General features: G+C 38.8%; 13 protein-coding genes. 6 read left to right on the top strand and 7 right to left on the bottom strand.

Going from position 1 to position 18077, the window contains the following annotated elements:
* Positions 1-2: 2 nt before the first annotated feature.
* From nagA to LG003_RS10115, 6 genes are all read right to left on the bottom strand, one after another.
* Positions 3-1163, bottom strand: coding sequence for an N-acetylglucosamine-6-phosphate deacetylase (gene nagA / locus LG003_RS10135; RefSeq protein WP_112878088.1), 1161 nt, complete (start codon positions 1161-1163; stop codon positions 3-5).
* Positions 1164-1247: 84 nt separating this feature from the next.
* Positions 1248-2060 carry a glucosamine-6-phosphate deaminase gene (gene nagB, locus LG003_RS10130; RefSeq protein ID WP_262980663.1) on the bottom strand — a complete coding sequence of 271 codons (813 nt, stop codon included), beginning with the start codon at positions 2058-2060 and terminating at the stop codon, positions 1248-1250.
* Between the two features lie 277 nt (positions 2061-2337).
* The gene (nagE, locus tag LG003_RS10125; RefSeq protein WP_162119966.1) at positions 2338-3867 is read right to left on the bottom strand and encodes an N-acetylglucosamine-specific PTS transporter subunit IIBC; all 1530 of its coding nucleotides are present in this window, start codon (positions 3865-3867) and stop codon (positions 2338-2340) included.
* Positions 3868-4153: 286 nt separating this feature from the next.
* On the bottom strand, positions 4154-4501 hold the full coding sequence (locus LG003_RS23430; protein ID WP_387689716.1) for a glycosyltransferase: 348 nt from the start codon (positions 4499-4501) through the stop codon (positions 4154-4156).
* Positions 4498-4941: a hypothetical protein gene (locus LG003_RS10120; protein ID WP_262980662.1), complete on the bottom strand. Its 444-nt coding sequence runs from the start codon at positions 4939-4941 to the stop codon at positions 4498-4500. Before LG003_RS10120 ends, LG003_RS23430 begins: the two co-directional genes overlap by 4 nt.
* A 413-nt stretch (positions 4942-5354) precedes the next feature.
* The gene (locus LG003_RS10115; protein WP_192881022.1) at positions 5355-5576 is read right to left on the bottom strand and encodes a hypothetical protein; all 222 of its coding nucleotides are present in this window, start codon (positions 5574-5576) and stop codon (positions 5355-5357) included.
* Between the two features lie 1105 nt (positions 5577-6681).
* Between LG003_RS10115 and glnS the strand changes: the two genes are divergently transcribed.
* The gene (gene glnS / locus LG003_RS10110; protein WP_262980661.1) at positions 6682-8349 is read left to right on the top strand and encodes a glutamine--tRNA ligase; all 1668 of its coding nucleotides are present in this window, start codon (positions 6682-6684) and stop codon (positions 8347-8349) included.
* Positions 8350-8560: 211 nt separating this feature from the next.
* Here glnS and LG003_RS10105 read toward each other — a convergent pair whose 3' ends face one another.
* Positions 8561-9454, bottom strand: coding sequence for a LysR family transcriptional regulator (locus LG003_RS10105; protein ID WP_112878093.1), 894 nt, complete (start codon positions 9452-9454; stop codon positions 8561-8563).
* 444 nt (positions 9455-9898) lie between these two features.
* Between LG003_RS10105 and LG003_RS10100 the strand changes: the two genes are divergently transcribed.
* From LG003_RS10100 to LG003_RS10080, 5 genes are all read left to right on the top strand, one after another.
* Entirely contained in the window at positions 9899-10666 is a 768-nt protein-coding gene (locus LG003_RS10100; protein ID WP_158537776.1) for a TenA family transcriptional regulator, read from the top strand.
* Positions 10667-11161: 495 nt separating this feature from the next.
* Positions 11162-11350: a hypothetical protein gene (locus LG003_RS10095; protein WP_112878095.1), complete on the top strand. Its 189-nt coding sequence runs from the start codon at positions 11162-11164 to the stop codon at positions 11348-11350.
* A 644-nt stretch (positions 11351-11994) separates the two neighbouring features.
* Entirely contained in the window at positions 11995-13662 is a 1668-nt protein-coding gene (locus LG003_RS10090; RefSeq protein WP_262980660.1) for an FAD-dependent oxidoreductase, read from the top strand.
* 566 nt (positions 13663-14228) lie between these two features.
* On the top strand, positions 14229-14678 hold the full coding sequence (locus LG003_RS10085; RefSeq protein ID WP_112878097.1) for a cupin domain-containing protein: 450 nt from the start codon (positions 14229-14231) through the stop codon (positions 14676-14678).
* 696 nt (positions 14679-15374) lie between these two features.
* Positions 15375-18050 (top strand): beta-N-acetylhexosaminidase, encoded by a 2676-nt coding sequence (locus LG003_RS10080; protein WP_262980659.1) that lies wholly within the window; start codon positions 15375-15377, stop codon positions 18048-18050.
* Positions 18051-18077: the final 27 nt, after the last annotated feature.

Raw genomic sequence — 18077 nt, 5'->3', positions numbered from 1 at the left:
CGTCAAAGTTCAGTTTCTTTTCCGTTAACGATGGTCTTGCGAATTTCAAAGTCGTGACTGAAAACAATGAGGTTAGCGATTTTCCCGGTTTCAACAGTGCCAAGATATTTATCGACACCAATTGCGCGGGCAGGGTAAAGAGTTGCCATCCTCAGTGCTTCATCCAGTGCAATACCAACATGTTCAACGCTATTTTTAACAGCATCTATCATAGTGAGAGAGGAGCCACTTAGAACGCCGTTTTGGTCAACACATAATCCGTTGCGATAGTATATGACCTTACCCGCAAAGGTGAAATGTTCCATTTTACTGATGGCAGGATCAAGTCCTGCTGGGACCGTCGCATCCGTTACCAAAATTAATTTATCATTTTTCAAACGCTTAGTATTACGAATATTTGGCCATGAAACGTGCAAACCATCAGCGATGATTCCAGCATAGATTTCAGGTGTATCAAAGATAGCGCCAATCAAGCCGGGTTGGCGTCCCGAAATAGCAGGCATGGCATTATAAAGGTGGGTTGAGATAGTAATTCCGTTTTGGAATCCCTGTTGGGCCTCTTCATAACTGGCATTTGAATGGCCGGCAGAAACAACAATACCGGCTTCTACCAACTGCTGAATATATTTTTGCTCAACCATTTCCGGTGCGAGGGTCAACTTAGTGATGACATCAGCGTTATCGCACAGGAAATTTATCATTTCAGATGTAGGCTTACGGATAAGCTCTGGATTATGAGTGCCTTTCTTTGCTGGGTTGAGATAAGGTCCTTCCAGATGCAAACCTAAGGCCTGATGCTGATTATGTTTAAGATAAGTGCGCATTACCTCAACAGAGGCCATCATCAATTCGTCTGTGCTGGTAATCAGAGTTGGCAAATAGCTGGTGCAGCCAGAGCGTTCATTGGTTCTTTGCATGATATTCAGTGTTTTTTCTGAGATGTTTTCCAACTGATCGTTGAACTGAACACCACCACAGCCATTAACTTGCAAATCAATAAAGCCGGGGCAAAGTATTGCACCATTCATATCGCGTGTGACAATATCTTTTGGCAAATTTTGTATTGAGCAAACACTGTTGATTAAGCCGTCTGCAATTATAACGGCATGCTCATCTAGTCTGTTGTGACCGGTATATATAATGCAGTTGGTTAAAGCATACATCTTAGCCTCCTATGGGATCGGGAGATGATGATTGAAGATAATGACGGTAATCAGCCTGAGAGAGGCATCAGGCTGCGTAGATTCTTATTTTTTGCTGGCGAATTCGTTGATAATATCTGCTTCCAGTTGATGGAAGTATTTGACTGTTTTTACCTTCAATTCCATTGTTGCCGGTTCGTCACAGACAATGATGGATTTAGGATGCATTTGCAGACAGCTTATTGTCCACATATGGTTAACATTGCCTTCAATTGCCGCCTGAATGGCTTGGGCCTTATTTAGACCCGTTGCAAGGATCATAATTTCTTCTGCATCCATTAACGTGCCTACACCTACGGTCAGGGCGTATTTAGGCACCTGATTAATATCATTATCGAAGAAGCGGGAGTTAGCCGTGCGGGTTTCTACGGTAAGTGTTTTAATGCGTGTACGGGAAGTCAGGGATGATGCGGGTTCATTGAAAGCAATATGACCGTCATTACCGACTCCCCCCATAAATAGATGAATCTGACCGTAAGATTTAATTTTGTCTTCATAACGTTGACATTCTGTTTCGACATCAGAAGCATTACCATTGAGCAGGTTGATATTTTCCTTTGGAATATCAATATGATCAAGGAAATTTTGGTGCATAAAATGGTGATAGCTTTGTGGATGATTTTCGGCGATACCGACATATTCATCCATATTGAATGTCACGACATGTCTAAAGCTGACTTTCCCTGCTTTATGTAGAGCAATTAATTCGTTATAAGTTGCCAGTGGTGTACTGCCAGTTGGCAACCCCAAAATAAAAGGGTGCTCGGCGGTGGGGTTAAATGTATTGATTTTGCTAACGATATAGTGTGCGGACCATTTACCAACGTCACTTGCATTCGCTAGGGGGATCAGCCTCATAATTGCCTCTTAAAACAAGAAATTATAGCAGTTGGATAAATTAGTTGATTAACTAATCTTTTTATCGCGTGAATATTAAATCATTTTTATAAGCAGAGATATGCTGTACTTCAAAGATATTTTTCATCTTAAAATAAGATGCAAAAAATAGCCAGAAAATTAATAGAAGAAATGATAGATTTTACTGTTTTTGTCACTTATTAAGTCATCTTATTTTTGCAAGAAAAATAAAAGGGAACGAGAGATGAGTTCCCTTTTAAGTTCGAGGTGTCTTTAACTACGATCTTTTATTTGGCGACCTTTTGTCTGGTCTATCTGAGGGTAGTTGAGTACGTATCTGCCCGGCAATACTTTCTGCCTGGGGTCCCAATACCACTTGAACACTCTGTTTACCTATTTTCAGGACGCCTTTTGCACCTAATTGTTTTAACCGGTGTTCATCCAATTGTGTGTTGTCTTCAACGGTCAAGCGAAGACGGGTAATACAGGCATCTACGGTATGAATATTTTGTGCACCACCAAGAGCGGTAATGTAATGTTGAATTGTTTCGTTGTCTTGGGAGGCGGAAGTCGCTTGAGTTGTTTCTCCAATTTCGCGGCCTGGCGTACGTAAGTTGAAAATACGAATCATGAGGGTGAAGCAAACAAAATACAGCATAAAGAACAAGGCGATTAATGGGATTAACAACCACGGCTTGGTTGCCAGACCCCAGCTCAATACAAGGTCAATTAATCCGGCAGAGAATCCAAAGCCATGCAGAATACCCAATGAATTGACGATAACCATGCTAACACCAGCCAATATTGCATGCAGAACATATAAAGCTGGAGCCAAGAATAGGAATGAGAATTCTATTGGTTCAGTGATACCGGTTAAGAATGTTGTCAAAGCGACGGATAATAGCATCCCGCCAATCTGAGGACGACGTTCCTTTGGTGCTGCAAGATACATTGCCAGCGCAGCACCGGGCAAACCGCCCATAAAGATGGGATAAGCCCAGGCCATATAGATTCCGGCATGTGGATCACCGGCGAAGAAACGGTTCAAGTCGCCGCGGCTCATATCGGTGGCTATTTGGGTAATAGTAGAGCCATCAATACCTGGAACCGCTGCGCCGATGGTCAGAGAACGGACAACATCTGGAGCCAGGCAGATATTATGTACAGAACTGGCTAAGTCATAAGTAATTTTCAGACAGTCACCCAGACTAAACCAGAAAACAGAATGCAGGATATAGTGCAAACCAAATGGAATGAGAGAGCGGTTAAGCACACCATAAGTAAACCATCCGGCCATGCCGCTCTTTGATACTAAAAGGCTGAAAGTATCAATACCGTGCTGGACATATGGCCATACATAGCCACATATCCATGCAATGAACAGACAAATAATGCCGGTCATGATAGGGACTAATCGCTTACCTGCGAAGAAAGCAAGAAACTCTGGCAGACGTGTATTTGAAAAACGGTTATAACAATGACCGGCAACAATACCTGCGATAATACCTGCGAAAAAAGACATATTGATAGTCGAGTCTATGACTGACGTGGCTTTAGTGAGTACTAAAAAACCGACGACACCGGCCAGCGCGGCAGCGCCAGCATTATCTTTTGCTAAGCCTATCGCGATACCTAATGCAAATAGCAGAGGGAGGTTTTCAAAAATACCACCGCCAGCGCTGGCGATGAAAGGAATATTAAATACGTCGGGTTGGCCGAAACGTAGCAAAAGCGCGGCTACGGGAAGCGTGGCAATGGGAAGCATTAATGCTTTTCCCAATCGCTGCAAATAATTGAATATACCCATAATGCTTACCTTAGTTGTAGGAAATTTTATTGAAAAAATAGCTCGCTATTAACAACAGCAATACAACTTATTTTTAGTCGAAAAATAATAAAAAGCTACACATAAGTGAGTAATTGTGATCACTGTAGCGATATTGTTTAAAATTGCATAAATTGAGTCATCTGTAGTAAACGGGTTCAAATTTTTAACTGAATTAACTTAATGATTTAATTGCGGGAAGATGTTGTCAGGAGTTTTGTAAATGGGCACCTGTATGTGCCCATTGATTTGGTAAATAGTTGAAGCGTTATGAGAGACACTCAGAAACGGGGTTTTTGTTTGCCATATAACTTATTGAAACTTCTTCCCAGGCTTTGCCCATACTATCTTCAAAACATGCTTTTGAAATTAAAGAGCTTATATATTGTAACTGCTGATTAGAGGTAAATAGATCTTTTTCGTATATTGATATTATCTTTTCATTAAGAGAATCGATATTATATGTAAATTTGTATTCTGAAGGAAAATAAGAAGCTGCTTCAATTAAGTTTAAGTTGGGTACGATTGTGCATACGCCATTTAATGCAGCTTCTAATGGTGTAATGCCAAGGGTTTCATAGCGTGATGTGCATACAAAAATAGATTTATTTTTTATTTTATTAAAAATACTGAATAGTTCTGTTTGGGATAATTTATGTGATATAAAAAATTGTTCCTGATATCTGGGGGGACCCTCGATATTAATTTATTCCTTCTGATATTTTTGCTCTCTTCATCACCTGCAATGAAAATTTTAACGGGAATACCTTTGTTTAGTAAAATAATTGCTGAATTGATTAATAGATCTATATTTTTAAAATAATCTAATCTGGCGACCGCAGTAAACAACAATAATTCATTTTTATTGGTTTTGATAAAATCATTAATATATTTATTTTCTATTTTTAATTCAGTGATTTCTTCTATGGAAATAGGTGGAATAATATTTTTAATATTGTCTGGGTTTATTCCTTTTTTGAGTAAGAAATTGCCTTGTAATTTTGAATGTTGGAAAATAAAATATTTTTTATTAATTAATGTTTCAATGCCTTTCATTTGTTGAATATTAAGGTGTTGGGCTTTAGCTTTATTTTCAAAAGCATCATATGTCTCTTCCAGAGAATAGTGTTGTTGAAAGTCTTCTACAAAAGGGCCATGATGTGTTATACAACAAGGTATATGGGGAGGATGATAAGATAATAATGTATCTGTTTGATAATAAACTATTGCAGGGATTATTTGATCATTTTTAATTGATAATATTGAAATACATTTTTATAGCATGTTTTTTACATCTTTGCTTTTCATAGAGAAATTAAAAAAGATATTTATACATTTTATACCTTCAATTATATCTTCAGTTATTTTAGGTAAAATTAATGATTCATCTCTTTTGTAGAATATATACCCGTTATCTTTCAAGTTGCCTCTTTGTTGGCTGCACTCGCTCACCCCAGTCACATAGTTACCTATGCTCCCGGGGATTCACTCCCTTGCCGTCGCGATGCATCTTGAAATCCATAGGGTATAAAGCCAGAAAGTAAGTCCCTTTTTATAAAATAATCAGCAACTTTTAGTGTGAATGATGTCGCTCCAACTTTAAAACCAGAACGATAATCATTTGATATGTAGTTGCCATTAATGACTATTACTGCTGGGGTTATTTTGTTGCCTGATGTTATATTCGTCATTTTTATTTCCCTTGGGATATTTTATTAAGTGCGTGAAATTATTTGGTGTTATTTTTACATGTTAATTTTTTAATTTAATATTTAGAATGATTAGAATTGATTAAGTGTATCGTATTGTACCCGGATAATTTTATTACTAAGATGCTTAATAATATTATTACCTTAATAATAAATTGCAAAGTATTTTATTGTTTATTTACGGTGGTTTAAACATTAAAATGCGTGTATGTGACGTAACCCTTTATTATGCTTTAGTTTATTTTATTGGTCTGATTGTAAATTTATGTTTAAATAAATACCCACTAGAATAGCAGTGTGATTTAGATAAAGTCCGGTAGTGAAATTCCTGAATTATCGAATTGATTTTGAAATTAACTCATTGTTATTTTTTATTTTTTTTGTAAAATTTAAATTTAGAGCGTCATTAATAGTCTTTCGATAATAAATTTGATATATATAATTATTTTTTTATATTTACAGAGTAAAAGCATCAATTAATAGATAATTTAGAAATTTAAATTATAGACTTATTTTGATTTTATCAAACAGTTATTATTAATAGGTATAGTGCCAATTATTTATTCTTTAAAATTGGATGGTTATTATTCAGTAATATTTGTTATGGTTGAATGAAATATTGATTGGTGATAGTTTCATTGATTATTTCATAATAAAGTTTGCTGTATTGTCGATATGCGTCACTGTTGAGTGTTTTTTCGATAGAAGAGTGATTTTTTGTAATTCATTGTTATATACCCTATAGATTTCAAGATGCATCGCGACGGCAAGGGAGCGAGTCCCCGGGAGCATAGATAACTATGTGACCGGGGTGAGTGAGCGCAGCCAACAAAGAGGCAACTTGAAAGATGACGGATATATATAATATTGTTGAAACATAGACCCATTAGCTGGTTGCTAGGTATCAGTCTTATTTTCTAGTAAAAAATTATTAAAACAGTCCCTTTTAAAAACTCGTCATCGTTTTTTCGCTCCAACTTTGCACTGAATCGCCATTTTACATGAACAAACGGTTGTTTCTCGGCACTGCTTGTTGGATTATAGGCGGTTACGTGACGCGTTTTTGGCATTATTGAGGTATAAAACAATGAGTGAGGCAGACGCCCGCCCGACAAACTTTATTCGTCAGATAATTGACGAAGATTTGGCAACTGGTAAACATACATCGGTACATACTCGTTTCCCGCCTGAACCCAATGGTTATCTGCATATTGGTCATGCAAAATCTATCTGTTTGAACTTCGGTGTTGCAAAGGACTATCAGGGGCAGTGTAATCTGCGTTTTGATGATACCAACCCAGTTAAGGAAGATGTTGAATACGTCGATTCTATTAAAAATGATGTTCAGTGGTTAGGTTTTGAGTGGAGCGGCGATATTCGCTACTCTTCTAATTATTTCGATACGCTGTATCAGTATGCTATTGAATTGATCAACAAAGGTCTGGCTTATGTTGATGAATTGAGTCCGGAAGAGATCCGTGAATATCGTGGCACGTTAAAAGAACCGGGTAAAAATAGCCCATATCGTGACCGCAATATTGAAGAAAACTTGGTGTTGTTCGAAAAAATGCGTGCCGGTGAATTTGACGAAGGTAAAGCTTGTCTGCGTGCTAAAATTGATATGGCATCCCCTTTTATTGTGATGCGTGATCCGGTTTTGTACCGGATTAAATTTGCAGAACATCATCAGTGTGGTAACAAATGGTGCATCTACCCAATGTACGATTTTACTCACTGTATTTCTGATGCGCTTGAAGGTATTACACATTCGCTGTGCACGCTGGAGTTCCAGGATAACCGCCGCCTGTACGACTGGGTACTGGAAAACATCACCATTGACTGTCGTCCACGCCAATATGAATTCTCGCGCTTGAACCTTGAATATACGGTTATGTCTAAGCGTAAGCTGAATCTGCTGGTGGCAGATAAGATTGTTGAAGGTTGGGATGACCCACGCATGCCAACGATCTCAGGCTTGCGTCGTCGTGGTTATACTGCCGCGTCTATTCGTGAATTCTGTCGTCGTATTGGTGTCACCAAGCAGGTTAATAATGTGGAAATGGCAGCATTGGAATCTTGTATCCGTGATGATCTGAATGAAAATGCCCCTCGCGCAATGGCTGTTCTTGATCCGGTTAGATTAGTGATCGAAAACATGCCAGAAGGGGAGCAGATTTTGAGTATGCCTAATCATCCGAACAAACCGGAGATGGGTAGCCGTGAAGTGCCATTTAGTCGTGAGATCTATATTGACCGGGCAGATTTTCGTGAAGAAGCGAACCGTCAATATAAGCGTTTGGTATTGGGTAAAGAAGTTCGTCTGCGTAACGCTTATATCATTAAAGCGGAGCGCGTTGAGAAAGATGCTGACGATAATATCACGACAATCTATTGCAGCTACGATGAGCAAACGTTGAATAAAGATCCAGCGGATGGCCGGAAAGTGAAAGGTGTTATTCATTGGGTCAGTGCGGTTCATGCGGTTTCTGCTGAATTCCGTCTGTATGATCGTCTGTTCAGCGTGCCGAATCCAGGTGTAGAGGATGATTTTCTGGCGACAATTAACTCAGAGTCATTGGTGATCCGTCAGGGCTTTGTTGAGCCAAGTTTAGCTGATGCTAATTCAGAGCAAACTTATCAGTTTGAGCGTGAAGGTTATTTCTGTGCTGATAGTTGTCATTCCAGTGCAGAAAAGTTGGTATTTAACCGTACCGTTGGCCTGCGTGATACCTGGGAAAAAATTTCTCAGGATTAATTGAAATAATAAACTGTACCTCACAAGTTGGACACTTAATCCAGCATTGAGGTGCAGTTTTTTTATGGCTGAATTTGTCATTCCTGGAGAAGATTGAGTCATAGATAAACGAGATGTCAGAATTACAGAATAAAGTCAAAGAGATTAATTACGTCATTTATGGGCATTTTCATGTTTAAGTACTTATGTAATCAATTTATTGATAAATATTTTATTTTTCTTTTGGGAATAAATTATCTGCCATGAAATCGACAAAAGCTCTGACTTTAGGTAGTACCCAACGGTTAGATGGCCAGAGAACACGGAAGGTGCTTGAAGTACCCGCCCACTTATCCAAGATTGTTAACAATGTACCGCTAGCTAATGCTTGTTTAACGGTAAAATCAGGCAAACAGGCTATGCCGTGGCCTTGAATCGCCATGTGTAGCAGTGTTTCGACATGATTGCTGGTTATCTTTGCCTGAAGATGTATGTCTATTTCGGATCTTCCTGAGCACAGCGGCCATTTCTCTAAAAGGCCGGTAGTGGGAAAACGATGTATCAAGCAGGCGTGGTGTAATAACTCTCCGGGGTGTGCTGGCTTGCCATGTTGTGCAAAGTAGCTTGGAGCACCAACATAGACGAAACGGCTAGACCCTATACGTTTATTCATCAGTCGTGAATCGTTGAGTTCCCCAGTGCGAACCACGGCATCGAAGCCTTCATCGATAACATCAACTAATCGATCACTAAAATCCAGCTCTAGTTCTATCTGTGGGTAACAAGTCGCAAAAGCAGATAATACGGGTAACATCAGGTTACTGAGCAATGGCAAACTCACTCGCAGGCGTCCTTGAGGGGCAGAGATGGAGCTTAATAGTTCATTTTCCGCAGTGGAAATCTCGTCCAGGATACGTTTGCAGCGCTCAAGGAACAGTGTGCCTTCAGTCGTCAAACTGACACTTCGGGTGCTGCGTTGGAGCAGACGTACACCTAATTTCTCTTCTAACCGGGATATGCTTTTGCTAACGGACGAAGGAGAGAGTCCGAGTTGTCTGGCTGCGGTTGCAAAGCTACGAGCTTTGGCGACATGAATGAAGATTATGAATCCACTCAGATTATTCACTTGGGCCTCCTGGGCTTTTTTAAGTTGCTATTGGTGACAAGAAAGTCACTTCAGAAGTGATTGTAGGTCTATTTATCCACTATTAGCGAATCTGTAGTATGAAATAAAATTTATCTTGCTTTAGCTGCTATATAGCGGGAAACCACACAGATTCAAGGCTGAAAATTGAAATGGTCATGAGAACCAAAATAGATACGGGATCGAGTGTAAATAAAATTTCACTTGTCCTGACTACTTGTCTTGTTGCTGCGTTTATCCCTTTGAATACAGTACATAATGTCAGCACAGTAGAATTGAGTTGGGTCACTAACTTATCTACGGCTTTACAGCAATTTCTGTTAAGAGATTGATAGGATTGCATAAACATAGAACTAATATTTTTGGCTTGAGAAGAGCTTGTATATCATCTATTTCATCGGTTGAATGTTACTAAAAGGGTTTATTATGGAACTCACTATCAATACTCAAAATGAGCTTAAAAAAGAAGAAACCGGTTACTTTTTATCTCCACTATGGGAAGACGTTTTCTCTAAGGTGTTATTGGAGGAGCTCAATTCGAATGTATTTTTGGTCGCTTGCCGCTCTGGTCAGGTGGAGCAGAATTTATTAAGAAAGTTTATGATCCAGCACCATTACTATTCACAATATTTCACCCGTTATCTGTGTTCATTGATGGGAGGTTTAGCAGATCAAAAAGATTTTATGCTGCTTTCTCATAATCTGTTGGAAGAGCTAACAGGAACCGATGCAGCAAAGATATCTCATGCAGAGTTATATAAAAAAGCGATGGCGGCTATTAATGCTGTTCCTAAAAGTGACCCAATTCTTAACAGTACTCAACAACTGATTGATGCCATGTTTCGCCACTGCCGCAGTGATGATTCTCTGAGAGGGCTTGCGGCACTGTGTTTAGGTGCTGAAGCGATCGTACCTCTGGTTTATGGCCCAATTTTAGACGCTTTGCAATTAATAAAGGCGCCTAATGATGCATTACATTTCTTTAGAATCCATGTTGAAGAGGATGAAGATCATGCGATTGCGATGAGAAAAATTATTGATCGAATGATTGAAGAGAAACCTTACCGAAGGGGGGATGTTATTGCGGTTGGTGAAGAAATGGTGCGTTTTCGCATTGCAATGCTTAATGAGCTATATCAAAACAATATCAGGATAAATACAGATGTAACGATGCTTTTATCCGAGTGTGATTGAGATACTTTGCGTACATAATGGCATGTACAGTAAAAGTACTTGATATGGTTTCTGGTGATGAGATATCAGCATAAAGTGTTGATGGATATATTTTGGGTAAAATAAGTAATACAAACTATCGTAATCATATATTATGTAATAATTATTGGATTGAATTCGTATAATGTAAAAAATAAAAAACGAAATTAGTAATTATCGATTCTATTGAATGGATAATTAAATATAGATGTAAATATTGTTGGACAACAAATTATTCAGCTAATATTGGAAAAGGCCGAGAAGAAATACTATATTAGAGAATATGTCGTTGTTGTGAATAGCTTTGGTCAAATTTCCTCAAGGGCAATAGGTAAGGTTCTGAAACCTAAGTTAAGGGATATTTCTCCTAAAATTCTCGATAAATATGAAAGAAATAAAGAACTTCCAGATGGGATTTTAAAAATTGTTAATTATATATTCAGTAATTAGAGTTGATTATGGCGAAGGTAAAATATTGTGAATGGAGGTTTTTATGAAAATATTGTTATCGAAGCTGTAAAAAGATTGATTCTTGCTGAATCTCCCGATGTCTCTGAGTTTGAACGTATGGAGTGGTTCTTTAACATTTACAAAGATGTGTTCCCACCAACTCACTTTCAGTCCACCGGTATTTTTACTAAGAATTTAGATACCTCTTTTTTGTAATTAGGCTACGGCGTAAGAGTTATTATTGTATGACAGCATGATAGGGGTATTATCAGATTATTATATTAATTAAACGATAAAAAATACCTTGTTTAGTATAGTGTGATATAAGGTAAATGAATTCATTTCTATTGGATATGGAGATTTATTTGAAATATTAAAAAATATTGAAATTTTTGATGTTGTTTTTTTGAGCTCTAATGTTTATTTATTCTTTAAAGTGACTTTTTTAAAAGGGAAACTTATCATGGGTTTGACGGTCCAAAATATATAACATATAAGCGCTTCCTTAAAGAAGTGAGAAAGTATCACAATTACTCAGGAAAAAGAGTTATGGAGCTTAACCGCCAGAGAAATGAAACGGTGTTTAGTGAATGACGTATAGAGCATGGCTATAACTATTTTGTTTTATACCCGTTATCTTTCAAGTTGCCTCTTTGTTGGCTGCACTCACTCACCCCGGTCACATAGTTATCTATGCTCCCGGGGATTCACTCCCTTGCCGTCGCGATGCATCTTGAAATCCATAGGGTATATATGAGGAGAGCGGAAAAGGAGATAATTCACAAATATATAAATTTTTTAATTGATATATTTTGTCTGAAATATTTATTGCTATTAATCATTATTAAGGAGAGTATATTTTGACTTCAGAAAATATTTCTGTATCACCCGTTGCTATTGTTGGTGGTGGACCTGTTGGCCTAATGTTAGCTTTATTCTTGGATTTATATGGTGTTCGTTCGGTTATTTTTAATTTGGAGGAAGAGACCCGGTGGCAGCCTAAAGGCAGTACCCATAGTGCCCGTATTATGGAGCATTTTCGTCGTGTAGGTATATCTCAGCCTATTCGGTCATTAGGCGTGCCAAAAGAGTTTCCTTTGGACGTATCATATTTTACCAAGTTTAATGGATGGGAGCTTGCACGGATTACGTTACCGTCGGAAATGGAGAAAATGTCTATGCGCGAAAATGCGGCTTCGACAGATCCCGTTCCAGAACCAATAATACGTGTAAATCAAATGTATGTTGAAAGGTTCCTGCTACAACATGCAAAGAGTCGTCCAAATATCACAATGAGATATGGCTGGCGCGTTAAAGATTTTGTCCAATATAAAGACGAAGTAAAACTTTATGCGGAGCATATTGATGGAAAGTATGCTGATGAAGTCTGGCAAGCGGCATATATGGTTGGGTGTGATGGTGGACAGAGCTTTGTACGATCTAAACTTGGTATAGTTTACGAAGGAACCGTTGAAGCTAAGGCAGGTTTTCTAACGGGTGGAATGGTTTCCAGTTATATCCGTGTTCCTGGAATTCACCGAGGATTATTACGAGACAAAAAATCCTGGATGTACAATATTGTCTCACCTAGGGAAAATATGTTATTTATCTGCCTGGACGGTGAAGATGATTTTTTATTTGTGACCCAGAGTAAGGATGGGAAAGTTATTGATGATTTGGAAGTCGTTCGCATAGCGCAGGCAGGAATAGGTACAGATGTTGAGGTATTAGTCCTTGGCAATACGATATGGAAAGGCGGTGTTGCTCTCGTTGCTGATAAATATTCTGAGGGTAGGGTATATTTAGCAGGAGATTCTATTCACTTATTTGCTCCCACCGGTGGTTTTGGCATGCATACGGGGATCGACGATGCTAGCAATTTAGCTTGGAAAATTGTTGCGTCTATAAATGGTTGGGCAGGTGATGCGTTAATGGATTCTTATGAAAGCGAGCGTCGTCCAATTGCATGGAGAAATACTGCCGTTGCTCGTTCTTATACCCGGCAGACAGCATCACTATATGTGCCTGCAAATTTGGAAGATGCGGATTATGCGGGTGAGCTGGCGCGTGAAAAGATTAATACTGAGCTAAGTCATTTTCGCTGTCAATTTACTTCTATCGGAGTGGAACTTGGTGCCCGATATGATAGTTCTCCTCATATTATTAATAGCGATCCGGTACCGGATGATGATTGGCTTAATTATAAACCAAGTAGTGTACCCGGAGGGAGATTGCCGCACTTATGGCTCACACCTATTCCTGGCACTAGGGTATCTCTGTTCGATATTTTAGGCTCCGGGTTTAGTTTGCTTCGGGTAGGATCTCATTTTCCAGATATATCTGAATTATTAGCTCAGGCATATCAACGTAAAATTCCGGTCAAGATTGTTGATCTTCCCGGTCATGATGCTTGGCAATTATATCAAACCAGGCTCCTTTTAGTGCGTCCTGACCAATATATTGCCTGGAGAGGTGATAGGGTTCCTGACAACATAGGTTCAATATTGGATAAAATTATCGGTAGGTAAGTAAAGGGATGATTTTCTGGGATGAAGATATTAACGCTAATGAAACAGGGATCACAATATGATGGTTAAGGCGGATGTTTTTATGGCAGGTAACAGCCCTTTTGGTAATATCTATACCCTATGGATTTCAAGAGGCAACTTGAAAGATAACGGGTATATAGGACTAATATAATGGTCATCACAAAGCATTGATGGTTGACTAATACATTTGTTGCGCATATAAAAAATCAGCGAACAATCGAAATATTATCGGGGTTTGGTGTTAGCACATTAAGAAAAGCGTGCTTGTGGAAAGGGTGGTTGGGTGTATAGAACGATAATATAGTTCAACCACCACTGTTATTACGCAGAATGATGCAGTTAATATTATAAAAAAAACTTATCGGTAATTTTGATGGCACTTCTTGTGCGTTTGTCAGAAATCACGGACATATGACATGGTATTGCTAGGATAATTAGAGAAGATAGGCAGAAATGATAACTAAGATAAAATATGTTGAGTATTATTTCAAGATAGTTAGAAAATACAAATTTTACAATAAACTACAATATTAGAGGTAATTATAGTGAAAAAAACGTTTTTCTCATCTGGAGACTTTGGTAAAGTTCCCGGAGAATTAATTGAAGATAAGCCTACTCAATTGATTCATGAAAATGTATTGAACTCTGAAGTGAGTCAAGATTTGAATTTCTCAAATGAAAGGCGCCATAAAGTGGCTATGGTTAATTTACCCAGTAAAGTTCTCAGTATGACTCTGGGAGGGTTACAACCTGGACAATCGACCCGTAAACACAGACATAGTTATGAAACCATAATATATATCGTTAATGGGGAGGGGTATTCACTCATTGGTGAACAACATATTTCATGGAAAGCCGGTGATGCGATATATGTTCCTGTATGGGCATGGCATCAACATGTTAATAGTGGTGCTATTGATGAAGTATTCTATATTGCATGTGAGAATGCGCCAATGTTGCAAAACTTAGGTCTTGCTGTTCGTGAAGAGCTTTGAATTTAAGTAAGTGTAGGTTTTATAGATTGTATTTAAAAACAGATAATGATTTCACCGGGATAAAATCGTATTAGTAATATCCCGGTATTTTCTATATATTAATTATATCTCAATCATCATATTTTTTTATTCAGTTAAACTCGTGTTATTTAACTGTTTTCTATAATAGAAAAACAAATCACAATTGGTAGTTTATTTTTTTAAATATTATCATTGGTAAATAGTTTTACATCTATTTTAGTTGGAAAGTATTTGTATTAATCAATCTATTTTTCAGTATGTTTTTTATATTGTTACTCTTTCGTTTTTGTATTATTTTATATTTTTATATCAATGAGGTATATAACTTTTATCTCGTTCCTTTTTAATGTGTTCTCTGTCATGTTTTACAAAAAATCCTTTTTTCACTATTGATAATTTGTGGTGCGAAAAATAATCTTCATAGATGTTGATTAGATGATTTTAATTTTATTTCTTAATGTAATGTTTTTTATTTTATAAATCGATTTACATTTTTGGCAGTAATTTTATGGTTACATATGGCGTAAAGATTGGTATTTTTTTCCAAAACGAGAAAGCGATTAAATTCAACGTCATCATGCCGTTTATTGTCTTCTCATGGCTCGTTGCTGCTGTTCTTAGTGCTTCTGAGCAGCGGCTTACCTTACATAACGTTTGTGTTTGAAAGAGGTAATAATGAAGAAATTTAAATTGCATACATTAGCAGCACTGACTGCAACAGTTGGACTTATGGGTTCTGTGTATGCTTACCAAACAGCGCAGCAAGTGGTTGATGCACTGAGTCAATTAAAAGTTAATTATAAGGTCGTTGATAATCAGGCGGGAGATCACGGCGTTAACTGTGCAATGCTGGGGGCTGACTGGGCTAAATGTAATCGAGTGGATATTACTTTAACCAATGGTAATCAGGCGATTGACTCTGTTGACTGGGCGATTTATTTCCACAGTATTCGCCAAGTCCTGAGCGTAGATAATGAACAGTTCAAAGTCACGCGTATCACGGGCGATTTACATAGACTGGAACCGACCGAAAAATTCACCGGTATTAAAGCTAATGAGCAGGTAAAACTGCCGTTTATTGGAGAATACTGGCAGATTTACAGCACTGATTTTCTACCTCGCTGGTATGCAACGTCGGGTGATGCGAAACCTAAAGTGCTTGTTAGTACAGATACAGAAGATCTAAGTCAATTCTTATCTGCTTTCACCGGTGATCAATGGAAACGCACACAGACAGATAATAATATTTTGATGACACCTGAAAATCGTTATATGAAGAATTTGCAGGTCAAAAAGGTTGGATCAAAAAAGTTGCGTGGGCAAATTATCCCGACACCAAAAGAGGTTCAGATTTTTACCGGGGATGCTGATTTATCTGGTGGGGTGAGACTGGAATTAGGTGGTTTAAATGACGAGGCAGTTATTCTTGTCAGAAAACGTTTTACTGATCAAGGCATTAAATTAGAGAATAGTGGCTATCTCGTTGCGACCCAGATTGTCTCTTCAGATTTTACTGGTGATTTGCAGGTTAAAGGGGCTTACCGTCTAAATGTTACCCAACATGGGGCACAAATTGTTGCTTTTGACCAATCAGGAGTGTTTTACGGTCTTCAATCTCTGTTGTCATTAATTCCTGTTGATGGCGATAGGAAGATTGCTACTTTGACGGCAAAAGATGCGCCCCGCTTTGAGTATCGCGGGGTTCTCCTTGATGTAGGGCGTAATTTCCACAGTAAACAGGCTGTTCTGCGTTTGCTTGACCAAATGGCAAGTTACAAGCTGAATAAATTCCATATTCATCTGTCTGATGATGAAGGTTGGCGTTTGGAAATTCCTGGATTACCTGAGTTGACGGAAGTTGGCAGCCAGCGGTGTCATGATTTAAGTGAAACTAAATGTTTGTTACCACAACTGGGTTCAGGCCCCGATAACAACAACATGGGTAGCGGATATTTCAGCCGTCAAGATTACATTGATATTTTGAAATATGCCAAAGCCCGTTATATCGACGTTATTCCTGAAATTGATATGCCAGCCCATGCTCGGGCCGCCGTTGTTTCTATGGAAGCCCGCTATAAGAAATTAATCGCTCAGGGGAATGTGAAAGGGGCGAATGAATATCGTTTGCTCGATCCAACGGATACCACCAGAGCAACATCGGTTCAGCTCTATGATCGTCGCAGTTATTTGAACCCATGTATGGATTCTTCAAAACGGTTTGTTGAGAAAGTCATTGGTGAAATTGCCGCTATGCATAAAGCAGCGGGCTCACCATTGGAGACTTGGCATTTCGGGGGAGATGAAGCGAAGAATATCCGTTTGGGAGACGGATTCCAGGATAAAAATGGTCCTATCGTACCGGGTAAGGGCATTATTGATAAAAATGCGGAAGATAAACCGTGGGCTAAATCTCAGATTTGTCAGAAGTTGATAGAACAGGGTGTTGTGAAAGACATTGATTATCTTGCCAGCGACTTCGCAATTGAAGTGAGCAAAATTGTGAATGCTAATGGCATTGAAAGGATGCAGGCGTGGCAGGATGGTTTTAAACATGTTGGCAGCGCTAAAGATTTTGCCACCAAACGCGTTGGGGTGAATTTCTGGGACGCTCTCTACGATGGCGGCTTTGATTCAGTCAATGATTGGGCAAATAAGGGCTATGAAGTGGTGATATCTAGCCCAGATTATATTTATCTGGATATGCCATATGAAGTTCATCCACAGGAGCGTGGCTATTATTGGGCGGCTCGTTTTAACGATGAAGCTAAGATCTTTAGTTTTGCACCCAATAACATACCTCAAAATGCTGAAACTTCCATTGACCGTGATGGTAATGCATTCCGTGCGAAAAGTGATAAACCGTGGCCGGGCGCTTATGGGCTTTCAGGTCAAGGATGGAGTGAAACGGTTCGGACTGATGAACAGATGGAATATATGATTTATCCGCGCTTGTTACCGCTGGCAGAACGGGCATGGCACCGGGCCGGTTGGGAGCTGGATTATGTTCCGGGCCAGGTATATAAGCGTGGAGAAACGTATAAAGTCGATATAGATGCGCTTAATCGCGACTGGACTCGATTCGCTAACCTGATAGGGCAACGTGAACTTAGTAAACTGGATAAAGCAGGTATTGCTTATCGTCTGCCGGTTCCGGGGGCTAAGGTAAAACGGGGTATCTTGCGGGCTAATGTTGCTCTGCCTGGATTGGTAATCCAGTATTCGACTGATGGCGGTCGTAACTGGGAAGTTTATAACAACCATAAACGCCCAAGAGTGAGGGGTGATGTGTTGATCCGTTCTGTCAGCCCGGATGGTAAACGTTATAGTCGAATTGATAACGTAAAGGCATGATAATGTTGTAGTAAGAGGGGAACCCTG

It is taken from the genome of Photorhabdus kleinii (assembly GCF_025384885.1).
Classification (GTDB): Bacteria; Pseudomonadota; Gammaproteobacteria; order Enterobacterales; family Enterobacteriaceae; genus Photorhabdus; species Photorhabdus kayaii.
Note: the sequence above shows the minus strand (reverse complement) of the source record. Positions and strands in the feature narration are given on the sequence as shown.